The organism is Anaerococcus sp. Marseille-Q5996, from assembly GCF_946893725.1.
GTDB classification, from domain to species: Bacteria; Bacillota; Clostridia; order Tissierellales; family Peptoniphilaceae; genus Anaerococcus; species Anaerococcus martiniensis.
The window spans coordinates 77,813-100,611 of the sequence record NZ_CAMPPE010000005.1 but is presented as its reverse complement, the minus strand read 5'-3'; the positions used below and the strand labels follow the sequence as shown (position 1 = coordinate 100,611).

Below are 22,799 nucleotides of genomic sequence, written 5' to 3'. Positions count from 1 at the left end.
TTTTCAATTTAGAAAAATAAGCCTAAGGCTAGTACACTATTTTTCTTTGTGAGAACGTTTTTTATTTGATACTAATTTTATTGGAGGAAAAATGGATTATGTGGGGATAGACATTGGGTCTACTGCTGCAAAAATAACTCTTATAAAAAATGAGGACATCAAACATTTTGTAATGCCAACCGGTTGGTCCAGCAAGGAAACCGCAGGATTAATTAAAGATAAATTAGAAAATGATTATGGGGTTTATCCAGAAAGTGAAGATTGCCGCACGGTTGCCACAGGATACGGTCGTATTTCTGTATCCTATGCTGATTTTGAAATTACAGAAATCACCTGCCATGCCAGGGGTGGGCGAGAACTCTCTGGTGCAACAACCACCACGATTATCGATGTAGGTGGCCAAGATACCAAGGTAATTAGCCTTGAGAATGGATTTGTGGCTGACTTTTTGATGAATGATAAGTGTTCGGCAGGGACTGGAAGATTTATTGAAATTATGGCAGATAAATTAAACCTAACCTTAGAAGAACTATTTGATATTGCTCAAAATGGAGATCCCATAGAAATAAGTGCCATGTGCACAGTTTTTGCTGAATCAGAGGTCATAAATTATATTGGCGAGGGCAGAAAAAAAGAAGATATAGCTGCAGGAGTTATTGATTCTGTTGCAAAAAAAGTAAGCCAGCTAGCAGGTCGTGCAAAAATTAAAAATGAAGTAATCCTGACAGGTGGCCTATCAAATGTCCCATATTTTGCAAAAGTTTTAAGTGAAAAATTAAATACACCAGTACATACTACAGAAAATGGCAAATTTGCCGGGTCTTTCGGCGCAGCCTTACTTGCAAAGGAGAAGAAAAAAAGATGACAGATATAGTAAAAGAATTACCAGAAGTTTTTGAAGAATTTGCAGAACAAAGAAAAAACGCGTTTTTAGATGTTAAAAAATTAAAAGATAAGGGAATTCCTTTAGTTGGAGCCTACTGTACATATTTTCCAGAAGAAGTAGCTTGGGCAGCAGGAGCAAGTACAGTTGGACTTTGTTCAACCAGTGATGAGACAATCCCAGAAGCAGAAAAAGATTTGCCAGCCAATCTTTGCCCTCTTATTAAATCATCATATGGCTTTGCAAAAACAGACAAATGCCCATTTTTTTATTTTTCTGACATAGTTGTTGGAGAAACAACCTGTGATGGCAAAAAGAAAATGTATGAGCTGATGAATGATATCAAGCCAATGTATATCATGCACCTGCCACAAACACAAAACGAAAAAGCCCTCCGCTATTGGAAGGATGAAGTAATTGATTTTAGAGCCTACTTGGAAGAAAAACTTGATACAAAAATAAGTGATGAAGATCTTATAAAATGGTCAAAGGTGGGTAATGATATAAGAGATGCTCAAAAAAATTTGGCAGATACTATGGAACTGGACCCAGCACCAATGACTGGCCTTGACTTTTTCCATGTAACCTATGGATCACAATTTAAAATGGATAAGACAATTTTGGCTGATGAGATAAATGCCATTGCCGAAAAAATTCGTGCAGAATATGATCCAGAAAAATTAGAGAAAAAACCTAGAATTATAGTTACAGGTTGCCCAATGGGTGGAGCTACAGAAAAAGTTATAAAAGCTATTGAGGATAATGGTGCTGTTGTAGTAAGTTTTGAAAACTGCTCTGGCGAGAAAAATTTTGATAACAATATAGATTTGGAAACTGATGACATCAACGAGGCAATTGCTCGTAGATATTTAGATATTGGTTGCTCAGTTATGACCCCAGATACAAATCGCTATGACTTGCTTGGCAGACTTATTGATAAATACAATGCGGATGGAGTTATCGAAATGGACTTGGTTGCCTGCCACCCATATATAGTTGAGCGTGAAAAAATAAAAAGATTTGTTACAGAAGAAAAAGGAATACCATATATGTTTGTAGAAACTGACTTCTCAAAAGCGGACATAGGCCAGTTAAATACAAGAATGGCTGCCTTCATAGAAATGTTATAAAAAGGAAGATAATGAGTAAAATAGAAGTTTGCGGCGGCTGCAATGCCAAAATTGCTGCAGGAAACTTAGATTCTTTACTAAAAGACATCAGCCCATATAGGCGTGATGATGTTCTTGTAGGATTTGATGGCAAAGATGACGCTGCTGTTATAGATATAGATGGAAAAACTGCAATAATCCAAACTTTGGACTTTTTCCCAGCTATGGTAGAAGATCCATACCTGTTTGGGCAAATTGCAGCGGCAAATTCCCTAAGCGATATTTATGCTATGGGGGGAGAAGTAGTAAGTGCTTTAAACATTGCCATGTTCCCGTTGGAAGAAGATTTTGATATTTTAAGACAAATCCTCCGTGGGGGCAATGATAAGGTAAGTGAGGCGGAAGCTTCCCTAGTAGGTGGCCACTCCATCCACGATAACCTAACTAAATATGGTTTGTCAGTAACTGGAAAAGTTGCTATTGATAAAATTTGGCAAAATAATACTCCTCAAGATAAGGATGTAATTTTATTAACTAAAAAACTTGGAACAGGGCTAATTACAGGTTCCTACAACCAAGGAATGGTAAGTGATGAGGACTTTAAGGCCTGCACTGACCAGATGAAATTACTAAATAAATATGCAAGAGATATTTTTGTAAACTACGATATCCACGCAGCAACTGATGTTACAGGCTTTGGTCTTTTAGGCCACTTATCAGAAATGGCAGGAGATGATTTTTCTATCATAGTAGATAGCAAACAAGTCCCAGTTCTAGAGCCAGCTCTTGACTTAGCCAATGAATTTTTATTCACCACAGGCGGTCAAAATAATAGAAATTATCTAAAAAATGTTGTTGAATTTTACAAGGATGATTTCGCTATGAGCGAGGTATTATTTGACCCACAAACCAGTGGTGGACTACTAGTAGCAGTTGATAGAGATACTGCTGATCAAATCATAGAAGAGTTTAAAAAGCAAAATATGGATATATATGAAATAGGGGAAGTAAAATCAAGAAGATCTTACCCTATCATTGTAAAATAAAAAGGAGATTAAAATGAGAGAAATAGATGTAATTGGCAAAGCTTGCCCAATCCCAGTAATTGAAACAAAAAAAGCTTTAAGAGAAAATCCAGATGAAACAGAATTTGAAATCCTAGTAGACAACGAAGTTTCTACAGAAAACCTAACAAAAATGGCAAATGAATTAAAAATTAATTCAAAAGTAGAAAAACTTGGAGAAAGAAAATACAAGGTTAGCCTAGAAAAAACAGAAGCATCAAGAGACCACAGAGAAATCGAAGACTACTCAGTAAATAGTGCTACAAGCAACAACTATGTTGTAATAGTAAACTCAGATAAAATTGGCGATGGAGATGAAGATTTCTCAAAACAATTACTAGAAGGATTTATCTACTCAGTAACTGAACAAGACCACTTACCAGTAGAAATCATCTTCTATAACAGGGGAGTTTTCCTTACAACAGAAAACGAAAAAACAATAGAAGACTTAAAAAATCTTGAAAACCGTGGAGTTAGAGTATATTCTTGCGGACTTTGCCTAGACCACTATGGCAAAAAAGATAAGCTCGCAGTTGGTGAAATTACCAATATGTACAAAATCGTAGAAGCAATGAGATCAAACAATGCCATCTACCCTTGCTAAGGAAATAGAGCATATCCTATTTTCGTTTGATACCACATCAGCTGCCATGGCTGCTCTTGAAAAAACTGAGCATTTGGCTGGCGCAAGACTAATCCCACTTCCTACCGAAATTGGTGCTGGATGTGGGTTTTGCTTGCGTGTCGACAAAAGTGAATTGGAAAATGCTCTAAATATCCTAGAAAAATCAGACTATGATAAAGTATACACCCTCTACCATGAGGGCAAAAAGAGAGTGATAGAAGAATATGTACTTTGATAACTCCGCTACAACCCTACATAAACCAGCGTCACTAAAGGAAAAATATATAGAGCTTTTAGAAAGTGAATCCTACGGCAATCCATCAAGGTCAGGCCACGTCCTTTCACAAAATTCTATGATGGGGATATATAAGACCAAAATGGACTTGGCAAAAATATTTCATATAGGAGATCCAAATGATATAGCCCTTACAGAAAATGCTAGTTTCGGTCTAAATATGATCATCAAATCATTAGTAAAAGAAAATGACCATGTAATTACAACAACAACTGAGCATAATTCTGTCCTAAGGCCCCTTTACCAATCAGGGGCGGGCTTGTCTTTTCTAGATTTTGATGAAAACTGTGAAGTAGATTTTGATAAGATTTCAGAACTTATCAAAGAAAATACAAGATTTATAGTAACAAACCACGCATCAAATCTGCTAGCAAATCTAAATGACTTGGACAAAATCCACGAAATTGCACATAAATATAATTTAGTAATGATAATCGACATGGCTCAGACAGCAGGCTGTGTGGATGTAGATTTGTCAAAATATACAAATAGCATTTTTGTTTTTACCGGCCATAAGTCCCTTTACGGGCCATCAGGAACTGGCGGAATAATAAAAGTGGGAGATTTTGATTTTTCAAATGTCTTTGCAGGTGGATCAGGGGTAAATTCTTTTGATAAGTGTCACCCAAAAGACTTTCCAGCTATTTTTGAAGTTGGGACAAGCAACTTCCTTTCCCAAATTGCCATGGATGCTAGCCTAAAATTTCTTTTAGAAACTGGCATAGAAAATATAAATGAAAAAATAAAAAAATTGACCAAAAGATTTTATGAGGGCATCGAAAATATAGAGGGCATTAAGATTTATTCTAAAAAACCAGAGGGAGATTTTACAGGAATTGTCTCCTTTAATCTATCTGATATGGATAGCTCAGAATTTTCCCTAATTTTGGATGAAAAATATGAAATGCAAACCAGACCCGGAGCCCATTGCGCCCCACTAATTCACAAACACTTTGGCACAGAAAACCAAGGCATAGTGAGATTTTCCTTTTCATATTTCAACACAGAAGAAGAAATAGATGCTGCAATTAAAGCAGTAAAAGAAATAGCTGAAGACTACAATAACAAGTAAGCCTAGATAATCTAGGCTTTTTTTATTGCCAATTTACAATTGTAGAAATCTTGTCAATAAATCTGAACGTGTTATAATAATATTAGATAAAAGGTTTTCTTACATACGATATTACTTTAGCAAAAAAATCAGGAGGCAAAAATGGGATTTGGCCCTAGTACAAAAATGACAACCATGCATCATTATAGGTGCCCAATAGTAAATGTAGTTTCATCTTATGATGGATTAGAATTTGTAGGAGTAATTGCCAAGGGAGTAGCTGATAAGCAAGCTGATAAGGAAAGAACATCAGTAGAAACAGCTAAAATGGCCAAAGAATTAGGACTTGATGCAGCAATAGTAGCCCTAGATGGCTGGGGCAACCACCACATAGATTTTACAACTGTAATAGGTGAGCTAGAAAAAAATGGTATAGCAACAGCGGGTTTATCTTTCATAGGCCAACAAGCAACATTTGTAGCAACAAATGAGGAAGTAGACCTAGTATTAGACTACAATAAAACAGAATCGGGCTTTGAAACTCAAGTTTTAGGAGAAAATTCTCTTTCAGAAATAGATGCTATGAAGGCCATGGTTGAACTTAGCAAAAAAATGGCCAAACGTGGCAAAAAATGGGACAAGAAAAAGGATCCGAATGAGAAAAAAGAAGGCAAACTTACAAAATCTTACATAAAAATAGATCAAGTAAAATTTGGCGAAGAAAATAAAATTGACGGCCACACTCTAATTATCGATGAAAACATTGCAAAAAATGCCTTAGATGGCCAAGAAAGAATAGTTGATATGAGTGTAGAAATCATAAAACCAGGAGATTACGAAAAAGAAGCCAACACAAACCTAGATGTGATGCCAATTGCCGGTAAAAAATCAGGAAAACTTGGAGAAGGCCAAACAGTAGAGCTAAAAGGCGTAGTGGCAATGATAACAGGGGTAGAAGAAGCCTACGACCTTCAACCTGCAAATATGGGCTCTTGTGACGGTACATTAAAAGAAAAAATTAGCTTTGATAGGGCAGGCACACCTTCAGTAGATGACTATATTTTCCATATAGATTTCACCTTCAAAGAAGGCGAAGGCAGGACAGCAGATGGTATTATCAAAGCCCATGAAATAGCCGATGAAATTATTGGAAAATTAAGAGAAATATTAAAATCATACGAAGGCAAATACGATGAAACAAAAGACTTTTACAATATCAAAAGGCCAGGCAAATATAAAATAGGCATTGTAAAAGTAGTCTCAGGTGTAGGATGTATGTATGATACATTTGTAAAGCCAGATGAGCCAGCAGGAATTATTGGTGGGGAAAATATGAGGCTAAGGAAAAATAGTCCGGTATTTTTGACACCAAATGAAGCAAGAGATGGGGGTATTCATTCACTTTACTAAAGTGAAACGAAATTTTTATTTAAACTAATTATTTATTGGTGACTAAATTTAATTTGATAATTTATTTAATAACTTCGGTTACTGGGGTTGGCTTTAAGGGCGTTTCGATTCGCCCTCCAAAGCATCTTGCTTCGCAAGACCATTCCATGGAGGGTCCTCCATCAGCCGGACGGGCTAGTTTCAAACCACCATGCAAACTCACCCTAACGACCCCTGCGCGGGGGGCGTAATAATAAGGAGGGAATCGCTAAGCGATATCCGTTTGAGAGAAAAATGAAGAATTTGCTTTGCAAATTCTTTTTTTTTAATTTCAGTACAAAAAAATATTTTACAAAAGTTGCGTAAGCAACATACAATTTTCCAAAAAAGAATTCGCTAGCGAACTTCTTCTGCTAATTGCCCCACGCAGTGGCGGAGGGGGTGAAATGGGTCGGGGGTCCGGGGAAGGGCCAAAGGGGTCTCCGCAACCCCTACGGCCCTGCTCCCCGGAAACGGAGTATTATAGTAAAAAATAATAATCATATTAGTTACCAATGTTAATAAAAGATTTTGCAAACTTTTTTAAAAAGTCCCCCATTACTTTGTTACAAATTTAGTAAAATATTGTATAATAAGCATAGATGGAGGCAGTATGGAAAATTTGTATAAAAAATTACCTCAAATGAATGAGATTTTAAATAGATATGATGAAAATCCTGTGATTGTAAAGGACGTTGCAAATAAGGTTTTGGATGATTACCGTTCGAAGATTGCGGCAAAGGAAGATTTTGAAACAGCTGATATATATGCGGATATTGATAGCAAAATCAATTCTTTTAGCCCATATTCACTTTATAACGTGATAAATGCAACTGGGGTTATCCTACACACCAACCTTGGTCGTGCGGTTTTATCAGAAAAATCCCTTGAACGTATCGAAAAAATTGGTGCGTCTTATTCAAACTTGGAATATGATGTGGAAAAAGGAGTGCGTGGATCACGATACACCCACCTTGTTGAAATTGTCAAAAAACTAACCGGAGCAGAAGATGCACTTATTGTAAATAACAATGCTTCAGCAGTTTTTTTAGTTTTAAATACCTTTTGTCAGGGGAAAAATGCCCTTATTTCTCGTGGAGAATTGGTTGAAATTGGTGGTTCTTTCCGTATTTCAGAAATTATGAAAAAATCTGGGGCAAATGTTGTGGAAGTTGGGGCGACAAATAGAACTCACCTTTATGATTATGAAAACGAAATCGATGATGAAAATCTATCAGCTATTGTAAAAGTCCACAAATCCAACTTCCAAATGGTGGGCTACAACGAATCTGTAGATACCAAAGATTTAAAAGAACTAATAGGCGACCGTGACATCCTTCTTTATGAAGACCTAGGAAGTGGATCTTTAATAGACCTTACTCCTTATGGCTATTCCTACGAAAAAACTGTGGGAGATTGCCTAAGCGATGGCATTGACCTTGTAAGTTTTTCTTGCGATAAATTAATCGGCGGATCTCAGGCAGGAATCATAGTCGGTGAAAAAGATTACATTGCAAAAATGAAGAAAAACCAACTTCTAAGGGCCTTTAGGGTGGACAAATTAACCCTAGCATCAGTTGAGGCAACTCTCATAGAATATTTAGATTTTGAAACTATGAAAACCGAAAATCCAACTATCAGGATGATTACAGAGGATGCAGAAACTGTCAAAAAAAGATGCCAAAAACTCTTAAGAAAAATCCAAAAAATTGATGGCATAGACGCAGAAATGGTAGAAAGTGAAGGAAAAATCGGAGGTGGGTCATATCCACTAGATGTCAAAAAAACCTATTCGGTAAAGATAACTGACACTGACATCCACAAGTTAGAAAGCCATTTAAGACTATCAGAATACCACATTATTTCAACAGTTCATGACGGAGCTCTTTACCTAAATGCTCTTACAATTTTTGATAGGCAAATCGATGACATTTATCAGACAGTAAAGGATTATTATGAAAAATAATTATATAATAGGAACAGCAGGCCACATTGATCACGGCAAAACTACCTTAATCAGGGCCTTGACCGGCAATGAAACCGACAATTTAAAAGAAGAAAAAGAACGCGGCATATCCATAAACCTAGGCTTTACTGCCCTTGAACTTTCCAATGGAGAAAAGGCAGGCATAATTGATGTACCAGGCCACGAAAACTTTGTAAAAAATATGATGGCAGGCGTTGTTGGCATCGATATAATTTTGCTAGTAATTGCAGCAGATGATGGGGTCATGCCACAAACTATCGAACACGCCCAAATTCTCCACTATATGGGGGTGGATAATGCCATAATTGTAATAACAAAGAAAAATATGGTAACTCCTGAAATGGTTGATTTGGTAAAGGCTGACATAGAAATGTCCTTTGCAGATACCATTTTGGAAGATGCCCCAATCATAGCTGTTGACTCTGTTGCTGGAGAAAATATTGACCAGCTAAAAGTCCTAATTGAGGAAAAAATTCTAGCGACCGAAAAGCAAGAAGACAGCAAATCAATGAGGATGAATATCGATAGGTCATTTACCCTACAAGGCATTGGGACAATTATTACCGGTACTCTAACTGAGGGCGAAATTCACAAAGACGGCGAATATATGCTCTACCCATCCGGCAAAAAGGTAAAGGTAAGATCAATCGAAAACCACGACATACCTATAGATATTGCCCACAAGGGCCAAAGAATCGCACTAAATCTAGCAAATATTTCATCAAACGAAATCGAACGTGGCGACATCATTGCCCAAAATGATTCGCTGATTAGGGTGAAAAATGTTCAAACTAAGCTTTCCTTATCAAAATTTGATGACATAGAAATTGAGCATTGGACTAGAGTAAGATTTTTCCATGGAACAAAAGAAGTATTGGCCAGGGCTGTACCTCTTGATAAAAAGGAAATTAAATCAAATGAGACTGCTCTTTGCGAATTCCGTCTGGAAGAAGAAATCTATGTAAAAAGAGGGGATAAATTTGTAATCAGGTCCTACTCACCAGTTAAAACCATAGGTGGGGGAGAAATAATCGATACAAATGAGCAAAATCACACAGTAAATTCAAAAGATTATGTAGATTATTTAAAAAATAAGGAAGAATTTAGCGAGATTGATGAGATAAGTGATTTCCTAGATGAGTTCAAATCGCAAGATGAAATTTATACCCATATGGGCATTGAAAAATCAGCCCTTGATCAAGATTTAAAGCAAATGGCAGCCAATAATGATATTCAAATCTTAGGAGAATCCTATATAGCAAGTCCAAATCTAGAAAAAATTGCAAGTGACATTAGCGAATTGGTTAAAGATTACCACAAAAATAACCCCTTGGATGAGGGAATTTCCAAAGAAGAGCTAAGGCAAAAACTTGACCTAAAGCTAGATACCAAGGACTTTGAAGCTATGCTAAAAAATAAAATCCTAACCAAGCACATAATGCTGCAAAGAGGATTTGTAAAAGACAAAAACTTTGCTATAAGCCTTGCCAACGACCAAAAAAGAATAGATGAACTAATGGGTCAAATCATGGCAAATGAGCCAAAACTATCCAAAGAAAGCGAAATTTTTGACAAAAAAGACAAGGATTTATTGGCCTTTTTACTAAAAAATGATTTGGTAAAAATCGAAGAATTTGTAATAAGAAACGAATATTATACAAAATTAGTGGATATGGTAAAAGAATATTTCAAGGATAATGACAAGCTAAAAGCCAAGGAATTTAGAGACTTATCGGGACTTAGCCGTAATCAAGCCATAGTCATATTAGAATACTTAGATAGGAAAAATATTACAAAAAGAGTGGAAGATTATAGAATATTGGTTTAGTGGCGAGAGCGTGTAGGAATCGAACCTACCCAAGAAGTACACTTCTCACAACGGTTTTGAAGACCGCAGAGCACACCAGACACTCATCCGCTCCCATAGCAACTTATATTATACCATAAGTTGCTAAAAAACAACAAAATATATCAGATTAAGTAAAACAATAAAATTATATAGACACACAGATTTAGACAAAAAGCTCACTAAATGGCAAAATAATGAAGATTTGCCAATAGTGGGCTATTTTTTTTGCCCAAAATCGGGAAAAAACAGCTGATTTTTCTATATATAAATAGGAGGTGATAATATGACAAAAATCTTAATCTACAAAGAAGAAAAAGACGATGATAAGACAGAAGAAAAAGATAGCAAAGACTCTGAATAATTAAGAAAGGAGAAAGGCTAAAAAGAGAATTTTGGTAAAAATGTTTAAAAAATTGTTGGTATTTAAATTATGGTATAAGCTTTTCAAAATCACCAGCTGTCACCCTGAGCTCGGCCGAAGGGTCTCAAAGATTAGAGTTCAACTCAAACTCCGTAAACAAAATAATAAAAACCCAAGGAGATCCTTCGACTCCGCAAGCTCCACTCAGGATGACAAGCGGAGAACGGAAAAAGGAAAGATTTTTCCACTACAAAAATTAAAATTTTCTACGGTCGAAATGGCAGACGTTGGAATAACTATTCCCTCAGCCCTCTGTCATCTCGAGCGCAGCCGAGAGATCCAGCCAAGCGCTCAAACAGTAATTACAGATTTCTCCATGCGCTTCGTTTCACTCGCTTAGTCGAAATGGATGATTATAATCTTTAGATGATTAAAGGATAGCAGAAAAAAACGCGCTCGCCCTCACTGTCACCCTGAGCTCAGCCGAAGGGTCTAAAAGATTAGAGTTCAACTCAAACTCCGTAAACAAAATAATAAAAACCCAAGGAGATCCTTCGACTCCGCAAGCTCCACTCAGGATGACAAGCGGAGAACGGAAAAAGGAAAGATTTCTCCACTCAAAAATTAAAATTTTCTCCTGTCGAAGTGACAAGCGTTGGAACAACCATTCCCTTAGCCCCTTGTCATCTCGAGCGCAGCCGAGAGATCCAGCCAAGCGCAAATCGAGTTTATCCTCTACCAGACCCTAGCACCCTGGTCCCCAGAACACGGATAAATTTAACAAAGCATAATTTAAACTTGCTTACCAATCAAAAAACAATTTTACCATATTGTAGCAAAAATCATGGATTAAAAAAGGAGTTTCTTACATCCTTTCTCAATATTTTTCCGTATTTTTAGAAAAAAACGCCACATAACTATGGACATTACAAAATTAATCGGCGATTTGGGCTTTCCTATTGTTGTTAGCCTTATATTAATCTACAAGCTCGACTACAAGTTAGACGAGATACTCAAAGAAATACGTGAACTTAAAAACCCAAAATAAAGGAGAATTATGGACTCAATTGAAAAAATGTTAGCATACGCAAAAAGCAAGCACAGAATGGTTGGCTACTCCATGGCCTATCCCAAAAGGCTGGGGCCAGCCTACCTGGATTGCTCATCATTTGTGTATTTTGCACTGATAGCTGGGGGATTTTTGCCCCAGACTACAGTCATTGGCAACACCGAAACACTCTACAAACTCAAAGGATCAGTTCTAAAGGAAATTTATTCCTACGAACAAGTAAAGTCGGGAGATATATTTATCCGCGGCATAGAAGGCAAATCAGCCGGGGCGGGTGGACACACAGGGATATTCTTAAAAAAAGGTGAGATTATTCATTGCAACGCCGTAAATGGAACGGTTAGCATCAATGGAGAAAGCAATTTTTTAAGGTATTTTCTAGATTGTAAAAGAAGTAATCGTGAAAGATACTTTAGACCCATAGTAAATAATGTGCAAAAGCCCCAACACAAGACAGGTACTGCAAGAGTTAAAGCTGCAACTTATGTAAGAAGTGCACCCAGCACCCAAGCAAACATAGTTGCAATTTACCATAAAGGGCAAAGGATAAATTACGACAAAATAGTGATAGCAAATGGATACCACTGGCTTTCCTATATTGGAAATACCAGCGGTAGACGCAGATATGTAGCCTACAAAAACACTAGGGGCAATCAATGGATGGATTTATAATCCGTCCATTTTTTATACATAATACTTAAATCCCAATTTTCCTAATACGCAATATATTAGACCCTAGGCAAAGGCAAAAAGATATACTACAATAAAGTTATAATACATATATATTCTTTGGAGGAAGCCGTGAAATCAAAAAAGATTATAATAGCCGCCCTATCCCTAGGCCTAATATTTGCCCCAACAAAGCCATTAGTATTTGCTGCTGAATCTGAGCTGGCAGAAGTTGATTTTGCAACTAAAAGACTAAATTTAATTCATAAACAAGAGATAGTTACAGGCAAAACTGAGAATGAGTATAAAAAAATTAAAGCAATAAGCGATGAAGCTTTAAAAATACTTAATAGTGAAAAAAATAAAAAAACTGAACTAGAAAGAAATATTCAAAAACTTAAAACCGAGCTTGAGGCCAATCCTTCAAACGACAGAAAAATAGAGATTGTGACTGAGATTAATAATTTAAAAAGTCAATTAAATCTGCAAAATCAAAAAATAGATGAACTAGATCAAGATTATAAAGAAAAGGAAAAACAGCGTCTTCATCATGACAATATTGCAAGTCCAGAAAGATACCTTCTTAGTGATTACAGATCAGCAGGGAGGGACATCGACATTGAAATAGCAGATGCCAAATACCAAATTAGAGTTTTTAGAAACCAAGGATTATTGGAAGATCAAGAAAGGAATTCATTTATAAGCGAAATCAATGCCGTATCAAAAACAGAAAATCCTGAAGACTACATAAAAATATACGAATCAGCTATAGCAAAGGCAGAACAAAAAAAATCTGAAAAATTAGCAGAAAATACAGAAACAGAGACTGATAACCAATCACCAAACCAAAACGAAACAACCGCATCAAATGAAGAAGAATTAAAAGCAGCCAAGGATTCCGCTTTAGAAAACTTAAAGTCAAAATCAAATCTAACAGAAGACCAAGAAAAATCCTTTCAAGAAGAAATTAACAATGCTGAAAATCTAGAAGAATTAGCTAAAATAAATAAAAAAATAGACGAAGCTGACGAAAAAGCTGCTAAAGCCAAAGAACTATCTGAAGCAAAAGACAAAGCGAAACAAAGTTTAGAAAGTTCAGAACACATAGATTCTGAACAAAAGGCTAACTTTAAAAATCAAATTGAAGAAGCAGATACAATTGACAAAATATTGGAGATAGAAAATAATATCAAATTAGCTGACGAAAAAGCTAAAAAAGAAAAAATAGCACAAGAATTAGCAAATTCAAAACAAATATTAGAAGAAAAACTAGAAAATACAATTCTGACACAAGACCAAAAAGATGAATTTGAAAAACAAATCGTAGAAGCTACTGACAAAGAAACGTTAGCTAATATCGAGGAGGAAATCACCCTAGCCGTAGAAGTTGCTAATAAAGAAAAAACAGCAGAAGACTTAAAAGCAGCCAAAGAATCAGCAATAGAAAACTTAAAAGCAAAAACAAATCTAACAGAAGCCCAAGTAAAATTATTTGAAGAAGAAATTAGCAATGCTGAAAATCTAGGAGAATTAGCTGAAATAAATAAAAAAGTAGACGAAACTGAAGAAGAAGCTTCTAAAGCAAAAGAAGTATCTGAAGCANTAGCCGTAGAAGTTGCTAATAAAGAAAAAACAGCAGAAGACTTAAAAGCAGCCAAAGAATCAGCAATAGAAAACTTAAAAGCAAAAACAAATCTAACAGAAGCCCAAGTAAAATTATTTGAAGAAGAAATTAGCAATGCTGAAAATCTAGGAGAATTAGCTGAAATAAATAAAAAAGTAGACGAAACTGAAGAAGAAGCTTCTAAAGCAAAAGAAGTATCTGAAGCAAAAGATAATGCGAAACAAAGTTTAGAAAATGCAGAAAATATAAATTCTAATCAAAAGACAGATTTTGAAAAGCAAATAGAAGATGCTGAAACTGTAGAGCAGTTATTAGAAATTGAAAGCAATATTAAACTAGCTGACGAAAATGCTAAAAAAGAAAAAGCAAATCAAGAATTAGAAGCAAACAAAAAATCATTAAGAGAAAATTTAAATTCAAAAGAAAATTTAAGACCGGACCAAAAAGAGGAATTCGAAAAACAAATTGCAGAAGCTACAGAAAAAGAAATGCTAGCTAAAATCGAAGAAGAAATAAGATTAGCCATAGAAGTTGCTAATAAAGAAAAAACAGCAGAAGACTTAAAAGCAGCCAAAGAATCAGCAATAGAAAACTTAAAAGCAAAAACAAATCTAACAGAAGAGCAAAAAAAATCACTCCAAGAAGAAATTAACAATGCTGAAAATCTAGAAGAATTAGCTGAAATAAATAAAAAAGTAGACGAAGCTGAAGAAGAAGCTTCTAAAGCCAAAGAACTGTCTGAAGCAAAAGACAAAGCGAAACAAAGTTTAGAAAATGCAGAAAATATAGATTCTGAACAAAAAGTTATCTTTGAAAATCAAATTGAAGAAGCAGATACAATTGACAAAATATTGGAGATAGAAAATAATATCAAATTAGCTGACGAAAAAGCTAAAAAAGAAAAAATAGCACAAGAATTAGCAAATTCAAAACAAATCTTAGAAGAAAAATTAGAAAATACAAATCTTAGTCCAGAACAAAAAGATGCTTTCAAAGATAGAATCTTAAATGCAGAAAACCAAGCCGAACTAGAAGCTATCCAAATAGAAATTGACCAAACTGACGAAAAAGCTAAAAAAGAAAAAGCAAATCAAGAATTAGAATCAAATAAAAAATCATTAATAGAAAATTTAAATTCAAAAGAAAATTTAAGGCCAGACCAAAAAGAGGAATTCGAAAAACAAATTGCAGAAGCTACAGAAAAAGAAATGCTAGCTAAAATCGAAGAAGAAATAAGATTAGCCGTAGAAGTTGCTAATAAAGAAAAAACAGCAGAAGACTTAAAAGCAGCCAAAGAATCAGCAATAGAAAACTTAAAAGCAAAAACAAATCTAACAGAAGCCCAAGTAAAATTATTTGAAGAAGAAATTAGTAATGCGGAAAATCTAGAAGAATTAGCTGAAATAAATAAAAAAGTAGACGAAACTGAAGAAGAAGCTTCTAGAGCAAAAGAAGTATCTGAAGCAAAAGACAAAGCGAAACAAAGCTTAGAAAGTTCAGAACACATAAATTCTGAACAAAAAGTTATCTTTGAAAATCAAATTGAAGAAGCAGAGACAATTGACAAAATATTGGAGATAGAAAATAATATCAAATTAGCTGACGAAAAAGCTAAAAAAGAAAAAGCAAGCCAAGAATTAGAAAATGCAAAAACAGCCTTAGCAGAAAAATTATTTGCTACAAGCCTTAACCAAGACAAAAAGGATAGTTTCCTAGAAAAAATTAATAAGGCAGCTGACCTAGTGGATCTATATGCTATTGACAAAGAAATTGAAATTGCATCAAATCAAGTGGATGAAAATATAGAAAATGAAACAGAAAAAGATCCTTCAAATGAAGAAACTCCATCCACACCAGACCCAGAAGAAGAAAAACCAAAAGATGAAGAAAAGGATCCATCTGAAGAAAATCCAAATGAGGAAGAGGCAGGCAATTTACCGGAAAATCAAGATGATAATCCGATAGAAAATCCAGACCCTAGCAATGAGGACCCAGTCGATGATGACAATGAATTAGAAAACAATCCACAAAACCCAGATCCGGACAATAGCGATACTGATAGTAGTGACGCAAGCGAAAATGTTGAAAATACACCAACAGATGACAACTCAGCTAATGGCAGGGAAAATAATACAGCAGATGGGGAAAATCCAGAAAAAACCAGTCCAGAAGGTCAAAGACCAAGAAACACAAAGATTACAAGACCAATATTTGGCAACACAACCCCAGTATATAGGCCATTAGAAAGCCCTTCCTACCTGCCATCAACAATTACAATCAATGAAACTTCAATTGCAAAAAAAGACACAATTGAACTAAAAGATGATCTAAAATACCTTAAAAAAGGTACTTACAAGATAAGCGACCTAGAAGCAAAACGTGACAAAATAGAAGCAGCAATTAAGAAAAACAAAGCAACAGTCAGAGCCATAGGCATCCTAGAAGACCTTGCCCCAAAAACTTTAGCCAAAAATAGGGCGAAAATCAACGCTTTACTAGAACAATCACAAAGACTATTGGCACAAGCAAACTATGCCCTAGCAGAATACAACTACCTTTTAAGTAAATAAATGAAGATTTATAAATTGCAAAAATGGGTAAATACCAATAAAATGATAATAACAAATATACAAGGAGAAATAAGACAATGAACAAAAAATTATTAACCGCGGCTTTATCAGCAACATTAGTACTAGGATTTGGAGCACAAAATGCATACGCAGCAAACCAAACAATCCCAGCAGACGTTGGAAATCAAACAGTAAACACAACAACAGGTGGGGTAGCTGGTACAGAAGATTCAGACAAAGAACTAACAAAAACAGACAGCACCCTAGACTCAAAAGTGACACCAGCAGACGGTGGCACAAAAGTATTCCCAGCAAAAAATGAAAAAGAAAACAATGCTGAAGGCAACAAAGAAACAACCCCAGCAGACGGCGGCAACAAAGTATTCCCAGCCAAAGGCGATGAAAATAAAGGCAAAGACAACAAAGAAGTAACCCCAGCAGACGGCGGCAACAAAGTATTCCCAGCCAAAGAAAACGAAAATAAAGGCAAAGACAACAAAGAAGTAACACCAGCAGATGGCGGCAACAAAGTCTTCCCAGCTAAAGAAAACAATGCGAAATCAGACGAAAACAACAAAGCAAACGATGAAAGCAAAGTTTTCCCTGCAAAAGATAAAAAAGACGAAAAAGATAAAGACGACAAAAAAGACAAAGAGGGCGGAGACAACCCTAAAACAGGAGTTGCAACAAGCGCAGTAGCAATGACAGCAGCACTAGCATCAGCAGGATTTGCAGTTTCTAAAAAAAGAAAATAATTAAATAGATTAATAAGGAGAGGAGAAATCCTCTCTTTTTTTGTATTGAAGTCACTAAAAATATAAAACAGATTTCTCCATGCGCCCCGCTGCGCTCGCTTAGTCGAAATGGATAATAATATTCCCAGGATGACAAAAGAGTAAGAAAGTGAAAAAAGAAAAGATTTCTCCACTCCAAATCCTAACGGATTTTCCGGTCGAAATGACAAACTGGGGTATATTCGTTCTCCCAGCCCATGTCATCTCGACCATAGCGCAGCGGAGTGGAGAGATCCAGCGTGAGCGTCCACAAAAATAAAAAAAGATTTCTCCAAGCGCTCCGTTACACTCGCTTAGTCGAAATGGAAAGATATAATCCCATGGGATCCAACGTATCTCTAAACTCCGCAATCAAAAAATGTACAAGCCCCACTGTCACCCTGAGCGCAGCCGAAGGGTCTCCTAAATGAGTATTAACATTAAACATCGCAAAAAAATAATAACCCCCTCAGGAGATCCTTCGACTCCGTTACACTCCGCTCAGGACGACAATCTGATGAATAAACATTCTCCCAGACCATGTCATCTCGAGCGCAGCCGAGAGATCCAGCGCAGCGCAAATACAAAAAAAAGGTTGCCTAAGCAACCTACATTTTCCTTATTACCACCTCCAAGGAAGTTATCAAAAAACCTAAAATCAATAACCCCCAAGCCAGCAAAGCAAAACATTATTCAAATTTTAATTAAAAAAACCATCTTTCTCATCATCTTTCACTAGCCATAGGACACCAGCCACGGCCACTGCACCAAGGGCGATTTTACCTAGTGGTAGGCCTCTTTTTGTGTATTTTGCACGAGCCTTGTAGTGGTTTTTTATGCTATAAGCATCCCTTTGATAAGGAGCGGCCAAATAATTACGATTTTGCCTATAATCATTGCCATAATACACTCCATTTAACTGATAATCAGCCGGTGTATCATTGACACTTTCCACATTAATATGCAAATCAAAAGCTCTAGGCTGGTCAAAATCTACGTCATCTTCCACATAAATAGCCCTACTGATTGGCTCATAGTCAAGCTCAGCTTCCTTATAAACCACATCGCCCTTGTCAGCCTTAATCTCAATCCTAGTATCCTTAGGGACTTCACGATAGGACGCCACTTCATTAGGGGCAATATTTGCTTGATTACTAATTTCAATATTTTTTTCAATATTTTCGCCCACATTTACAGTAGTTTTTTTATCAATCGCGCAATCAGTCGCAGGCTCAAAAACCATATTATCTTCTTTATTAATAGTCTTCACAGCAAGCCTATCATTATCTTTAGCCACACGAGCCTTTTCATTTTCAGCTAAAACAGCTTGCTCATCAGCGCCTAATCGATCAATATCCACGCCTTCAGCATCCACACCACCAAAGCCAAAACCAGTATAAAGCTCCTGGCCACGCTCAAGCTTGCGCTCTTTAAGCTCATTAATAGACTTATCCTTCGCCTCAGGGATGTCATCATAAGGACTATCTAGGATATCATCACTATCCTTACTCTGCTCCACAGGAGCCGCCCCAGTCTTCTTATCCAAATCCGCCATATCTTCCTCCTTAATTATATTAGAAAATATTATTAAAATCCTTTTTATCTTTATATATATGTGATTTATACCCAAAAATTTAGGGGCAAAAAATTTTAAGACGTTTTAGATAAATATTTTGCCAGTGTCATAAAAAAATCAGACGACCAAGCCAGCAAAGCACTCCGCTGTCACCCATAAGCGCAGTAAAAAATCTATATAAGTAAACATACAAAAAACCATAGACAAGACCTACATAACGAGGTACACTAAATGACATATAAGACGTTAAGAGTCCGAAGAAAAGTAAACAATTATCCATAAACACCGACAATAAGTAAAAATAATCATTCTTTTAGTCCCCAGTCATCTCGAGCGTAGCCGAAGGGTCTCCTAAATGAGTATTAACATTAAACATCGCAAAAAAATAATAACCCCCTCAGGAGATCCTTCGACTCCGTTACACTCCGCTCAGGATGACATACGAGTAAGAAAGTAAAATGAAAAGATTTCTCCACTCCAAATCCTAACGGATTTTCCGGTCGAAATGACAAACAGAGGGATAATGATTCTCTAAGTCCTATGTCATCTCGACCGTAGCGAAGCGGAGTGGAGAGATCCAGCGTGAGCGTCCACAAAAATATAAAACAGATTTCTCCACTCCAAAAATCAAAGATTTTCTCCAGTCGAAATGACAAACAGGGGGATAATCATTCTCCTAGTACTTGTCATCTCGAGAGTAGTCGAGAGATCCAGCGAAGCGCAAATACAAAAAAAGGTTGCGTAAGCAACCATCACTATCCCCTCAAAAGGACATCGCGAAGCGATTCCAACCATAAAAAACGCATCCCGCGCAGGGACCGTTTAGGGGTGAGGTTTGCGGGGAAGCTTGGAGGGTACTTTGGAGGGGGTATCGGAACCCCCTTAAAGTGGCCCTCCAAATTCCGAAGCATAAAAGTAAAGATAAATATTACCTATATAACCATAATAAAATCAAAAATAAAACACAGATTTCTCCATGCGCTCCGCTTCGCTTGCTTAGTCGAAATGGATAATAAATAATTTCAGGATGACATGGCGGAGGGCAGACGTAAAAGAGCACAAAGCCCTACTGTCACCCTGAGCGCAGCCGAAGGGTCTCCTAAATGAGTATTAACATTAAACTTCGCAAAAAAATAATAACCCCCTCAGGAGATCCTTCGACTCCGTTACACTCCGCTCAGGATGACAATCTGATGAATAAACATTCTCCCAGACCATGTCATCTCGAGCGTAGTCGAGAGATCCAGCGAAGCGCAAATAAAAAAAGAATTCGCTAGCGAACTTCTACTGCTCATTGCTCCACGCAGTGGCAGACGGGGTGCAATGGGTCGGGGGTCTGGGGAAGGGCATAATGGGCATGTCCTCACTCAGCCGGACGGGCTAGTTGCCCCTAGCGCCCTGATCCCCAGAGATCGAAGTACATAATTAAATATAAACATTACCCACATAACCAAAATAAAAATAAAATCAATAATTTAAAATCAAAAAGAAAGGAACCACCATGCAAAACACCAACCCCCAAATCGCCATACTCCCAGAAGAAATCAAAAATTTCGGAATTGGCGCTAGGATCTACACCACAACCACCACTCAACTAATAGAACAAACACCCACCCTCTACCTCAACCAGCTCTACAAACACCGAGGCAGGAGCAAAAAGCAAATGGATGCCATCATCAAAAACATCCTCCAAATCACAAAAAACACCCCCTACGTCATCGACGCCCACCACGTCTTCTTTGGATTTAAGTACCGCACCTCCACCTACGACAAAGAAACCAGAGGCTTCGTCAACGTAGCCTATGTAGACCACATCAAAGACACCACCATAGTCCTCACCACAGGAGAGACCATCGCCACCCTAAACACCTTTGACACCCTCAACGCCAACAAAAACCACGCCAAAACCATGTTCTACCGAGAACAAGCCCTAGTCTCCTACGACTGGCTAAGCGCCTTTGACACCCTAAAAGCCACCATAAGCAGAGAAACCATGCCAAAAGTTACAAAACTCCAACAAACAGACCTTGACTAAAAGCAAAATTCTGCTAAAATAAATATAACTATCAATATAAATATGGGTGATAACCACTAACATGAGTGCAATAAATATCGATAGTTATAAACAAAATTGCCCACAAAAGTCCGCCATACTATAGCATGACAAACAAACTTTAGAAAAATTGCTAAAAAGGACCGGGCAAGACAAAACACTAGCCAATCTTACAAAGCCTAAAATTTACACAATCATTACAAATTTGGAGCAAATATGAATATTTTTATAAGTATATTTTTTAGAAATATTGATAAATTTACCAAATGTGTTGCAAAAGTGTAGAAATTGGTGTAATATAGTTAGTGTAAAGTGAGTACTATTTAAATTACAAAAATAGTAAAAAATTAAAAAGGAGATTTCATAATGAAATTAAACAAAAGAATCGCAGCAGGTGCATTAGCATTCGCATTAGTTACTCCAGTAGTAGCAAACGCTGCACAAGGAACATACATCACAACAGTACTTCCAAACTCAGTAGTTGAAAAAGTAACATATGACGGAAAAACATTCACAAAAATCGAATTCCAAAGAGTATTAGATGAAACAAACAAAATTTATCCAGAATACCTAGAAGCAAAAGCTGACCGCGATGCTTTAAAAAAAGCTTTAGATACAGCTAAAGAAAGATACAACAAAGCTTGGGAAGCATATAGAGCTCAATTTGTAACATTATTTGATATTAAAAAAGAAGATGGTACAGATTTTACTGAAAAAGAACTAAGTGCAAAATTAAAATCAAGATATGAAACAAACTTCGAAATCGCAGTTAGCCACTTAAACGATATGCTTGATGATTCTACTCAAGTAAAACCAGAAGATGTTAAAGCTTACCTTGACAATGGTTATGGTCCAGTAACTGAAGGTTCAAAAATTGATGGAACAAACAGAATTAAAAAAGCACAAGAAGATCGTCAACCAGGTGAATTCGAACAAGCTCTTGACAGACTACACAAAGCTTATGATGAATTAAAAGACGTGGATTCAAAAGTTAAAACACTTCAAGAAATCTACAGAGAATACACAGCAGCTTCTTACGAAAAAGATAGACTTCAAGAAGAATACGATGCAGCAAGCAAAAAATACAACACAATTGAAGGTAAATACCTAGTATTAGTTGGACAATTAAGAACATTTGCTGATGCATTCAACATTGTTGTAGAAGCTACAGACAAAGGTATCACAATCGTTGAAAAAACTCCAGAAGTTAAAGAAGGTCTTACAGAAGAAAAATTAGCTGCACTTCAAGTTTCAATCGACAAAGCTAACGAAACATTAAGAGCAGTTGAAATTCTTAAATCAGTAATGCCAAACACATCAAAAGCTAACATGGCTAAACTTGACGCTCTAGTAGCTGACCAAAAAGCAGCTATCGCTAAAGCTGAAGCTTTAATCAAAGCTAACAAAAAAGTTGCTTTCATCTCAACAGCATACGCTGCAGAAGCAACAAACGAAGATGTTGACGCTCTAATCGAAGAATTAGACAACAACACAGCAGCTATACAAGAAGAAATGAAAAAACTTGATGGCGAAGTAAAAGAAGAAGAAAAACCAGCTGAAAAAGAAGAAGAAAAACCAGCTGAAAAAGAAGAAGACAAAAAAGACGACGACAAAAAAGAAGAAAAAGTTGTTGAAAAAGTAGTTGTTAAAGAAAAAGCAGCTAACAAAAAAGCTGGTTCAAACGCTAAAACAGGTATCGCTGGTGTAGCTGGCGTTGCAGGTGTATTAGCAGCAGCTTCAGTAGCTTACGCAGCAAGCAAAAAAAATAACTAATTATAACCAATAGTTATTTAAGCTAAACAATTAAATAATA

16 protein-coding genes and 1 tRNA gene are annotated in these 22,799 nt (G+C 36.4%); 15 read left to right on the top strand and 2 right to left on the bottom strand.

The features are described from left to right. The first annotated feature begins 91 nt into the window (after positions 1 to 91). The 9 genes from OC526_RS07310 to selB all read left to right on the top strand — a co-directional run bounded on the left by OC526_RS07310 (position 92) and on the right by selB (position 10,270). A complete protein-coding gene (locus OC526_RS07310) occupies positions 92 to 865 on the top strand; it encodes an acyl-CoA dehydratase activase (RefSeq protein ID WP_262123165.1) in 774 nt (257 codons plus the stop codon). After that, positions 862 to 2,013 carry a double-cubane-cluster-containing anaerobic reductase gene (locus tag OC526_RS07305; RefSeq protein WP_262123163.1) on the top strand — a complete coding sequence of 384 codons (1,152 nt, stop codon included), beginning with the start codon at positions 862 to 864 and terminating at the stop codon, positions 2,011 to 2,013. The genes OC526_RS07310 and OC526_RS07305 overlap by 4 nt, the downstream gene beginning before the upstream one ends. 11 nt (positions 2,014 to 2,024) lie before the next feature. Next, positions 2,025 to 3,038, top strand: a complete 1,014-nt coding sequence (gene selD / locus OC526_RS07300) for a selenide, water dikinase SelD (protein WP_262123162.1) — start codon at positions 2,025 to 2,027, stop codon at positions 3,036 to 3,038. Positions 3,039 to 3,051: 13 nt separating this feature from the next. Beyond that, positions 3,052 to 3,660, top strand: coding sequence for a sulfurtransferase-like selenium metabolism protein YedF (gene yedF, locus OC526_RS07295; RefSeq protein WP_262123160.1), 609 nt, complete (start codon positions 3,052 to 3,054; stop codon positions 3,658 to 3,660). Next, positions 3,641 to 3,916 (top strand): DUF3343 domain-containing protein, encoded by a 276-nt coding sequence (locus OC526_RS07290; RefSeq protein WP_262123158.1) that lies wholly within the window; start codon positions 3,641 to 3,643, stop codon positions 3,914 to 3,916. The genes yedF and OC526_RS07290 overlap by 20 nt, the downstream gene beginning before the upstream one ends. After that, complete coding sequence (locus OC526_RS07285; protein WP_262123157.1) at positions 3,906 to 5,048, top strand: aminotransferase class V-fold PLP-dependent enzyme; 1,143 nt, start codon at positions 3,906 to 3,908, stop codon at positions 5,046 to 5,048. Before OC526_RS07290 ends, OC526_RS07285 begins: the two co-directional genes overlap by 11 nt. 141 nt (positions 5,049 to 5,189) lie before the next feature. Next, on the top strand, positions 5,190 to 6,437 hold the full coding sequence (locus OC526_RS07280) for a glycine/sarcosine/betaine reductase component B subunit (protein WP_262123155.1): 1,248 nt from the start codon (positions 5,190 to 5,192) through the stop codon (positions 6,435 to 6,437). Between the two features lie 631 nt (positions 6,438 to 7,068). Then, the gene (gene selA / locus OC526_RS07275) at positions 7,069 to 8,421 is read left to right on the top strand and encodes an L-seryl-tRNA(Sec) selenium transferase (protein ID WP_262123152.1); all 1,353 of its coding nucleotides are present in this window, start codon (positions 7,069 to 7,071) and stop codon (positions 8,419 to 8,421) included. Further along, positions 8,411 to 10,270 carry a selenocysteine-specific translation elongation factor gene (gene selB / locus OC526_RS07270; RefSeq protein ID WP_262123150.1) on the top strand — a complete coding sequence of 620 codons (1,860 nt, stop codon included), beginning with the start codon at positions 8,411 to 8,413 and terminating at the stop codon, positions 10,268 to 10,270. Before selA ends, selB begins: the two co-directional genes overlap by 11 nt. Here the strand turns inward: selB and OC526_RS07265 are convergent. After that, positions 10,271 to 10,365 (bottom strand) — tRNA-Sec (locus tag OC526_RS07265). It abuts the gene before it with no gap. A 1,206-nt stretch (positions 10,366 to 11,571) separates the two neighbouring features. Here OC526_RS07265 and OC526_RS07260 point away from each other — a divergent pair. From OC526_RS07260 to OC526_RS07245, 4 genes are all read left to right on the top strand, one after another. Further along, positions 11,572 to 11,700: a YvrJ family protein gene (locus OC526_RS07260; protein ID WP_262123148.1), complete on the top strand. Its 129-nt coding sequence runs from the start codon at positions 11,572 to 11,574 to the stop codon at positions 11,698 to 11,700. Between the two features lie 9 nt (positions 11,701 to 11,709). Next, positions 11,710 to 12,393, top strand: a complete 684-nt coding sequence (locus tag OC526_RS07255) for a peptidoglycan amidohydrolase family protein (RefSeq protein ID WP_262123146.1) — start codon at positions 11,710 to 11,712, stop codon at positions 12,391 to 12,393. A 129-nt stretch (positions 12,394 to 12,522) separates the two neighbouring features. Next, entirely contained in the window at positions 12,523 to 16,584 is a 4,062-nt protein-coding gene (locus OC526_RS07250; protein ID WP_262123144.1) for a hypothetical protein, read from the top strand. Between the two features lie 77 nt (positions 16,585 to 16,661). Continuing rightward, on the top strand, positions 16,662 to 17,339 hold the full coding sequence (locus OC526_RS07245; RefSeq protein ID WP_262123142.1) for a hypothetical protein: 678 nt from the start codon (positions 16,662 to 16,664) through the stop codon (positions 17,337 to 17,339). Positions 17,340 to 18,057: 718 nt separating this feature from the next. Here OC526_RS07245 and OC526_RS07240 read toward each other — a convergent pair. After that, positions 18,058 to 18,912, bottom strand: a complete 855-nt coding sequence (locus OC526_RS07240) for a hypothetical protein (RefSeq protein WP_262123141.1) — start codon at positions 18,910 to 18,912, stop codon at positions 18,058 to 18,060. A gap of 1,522 nt (positions 18,913 to 20,434) precedes the next feature. Between OC526_RS07240 and OC526_RS07235 the strand changes: the two genes are divergently transcribed. Both OC526_RS07235 and OC526_RS07230 read left to right on the top strand, forming a co-directional pair. Further along, positions 20,435 to 20,968 carry a hypothetical protein gene (locus OC526_RS07235; protein WP_262123140.1) on the top strand — a complete coding sequence of 178 codons (534 nt, stop codon included), beginning with the start codon at positions 20,435 to 20,437 and terminating at the stop codon, positions 20,966 to 20,968. A gap of 384 nt (positions 20,969 to 21,352) precedes the next feature. Continuing rightward, positions 21,353 to 22,759: a hypothetical protein gene (locus OC526_RS07230; RefSeq protein WP_262123138.1), complete on the top strand. Its 1,407-nt coding sequence runs from the start codon at positions 21,353 to 21,355 to the stop codon at positions 22,757 to 22,759. The last annotated feature ends 40 nt before the right edge of the window (positions 22,760 to 22,799 follow it).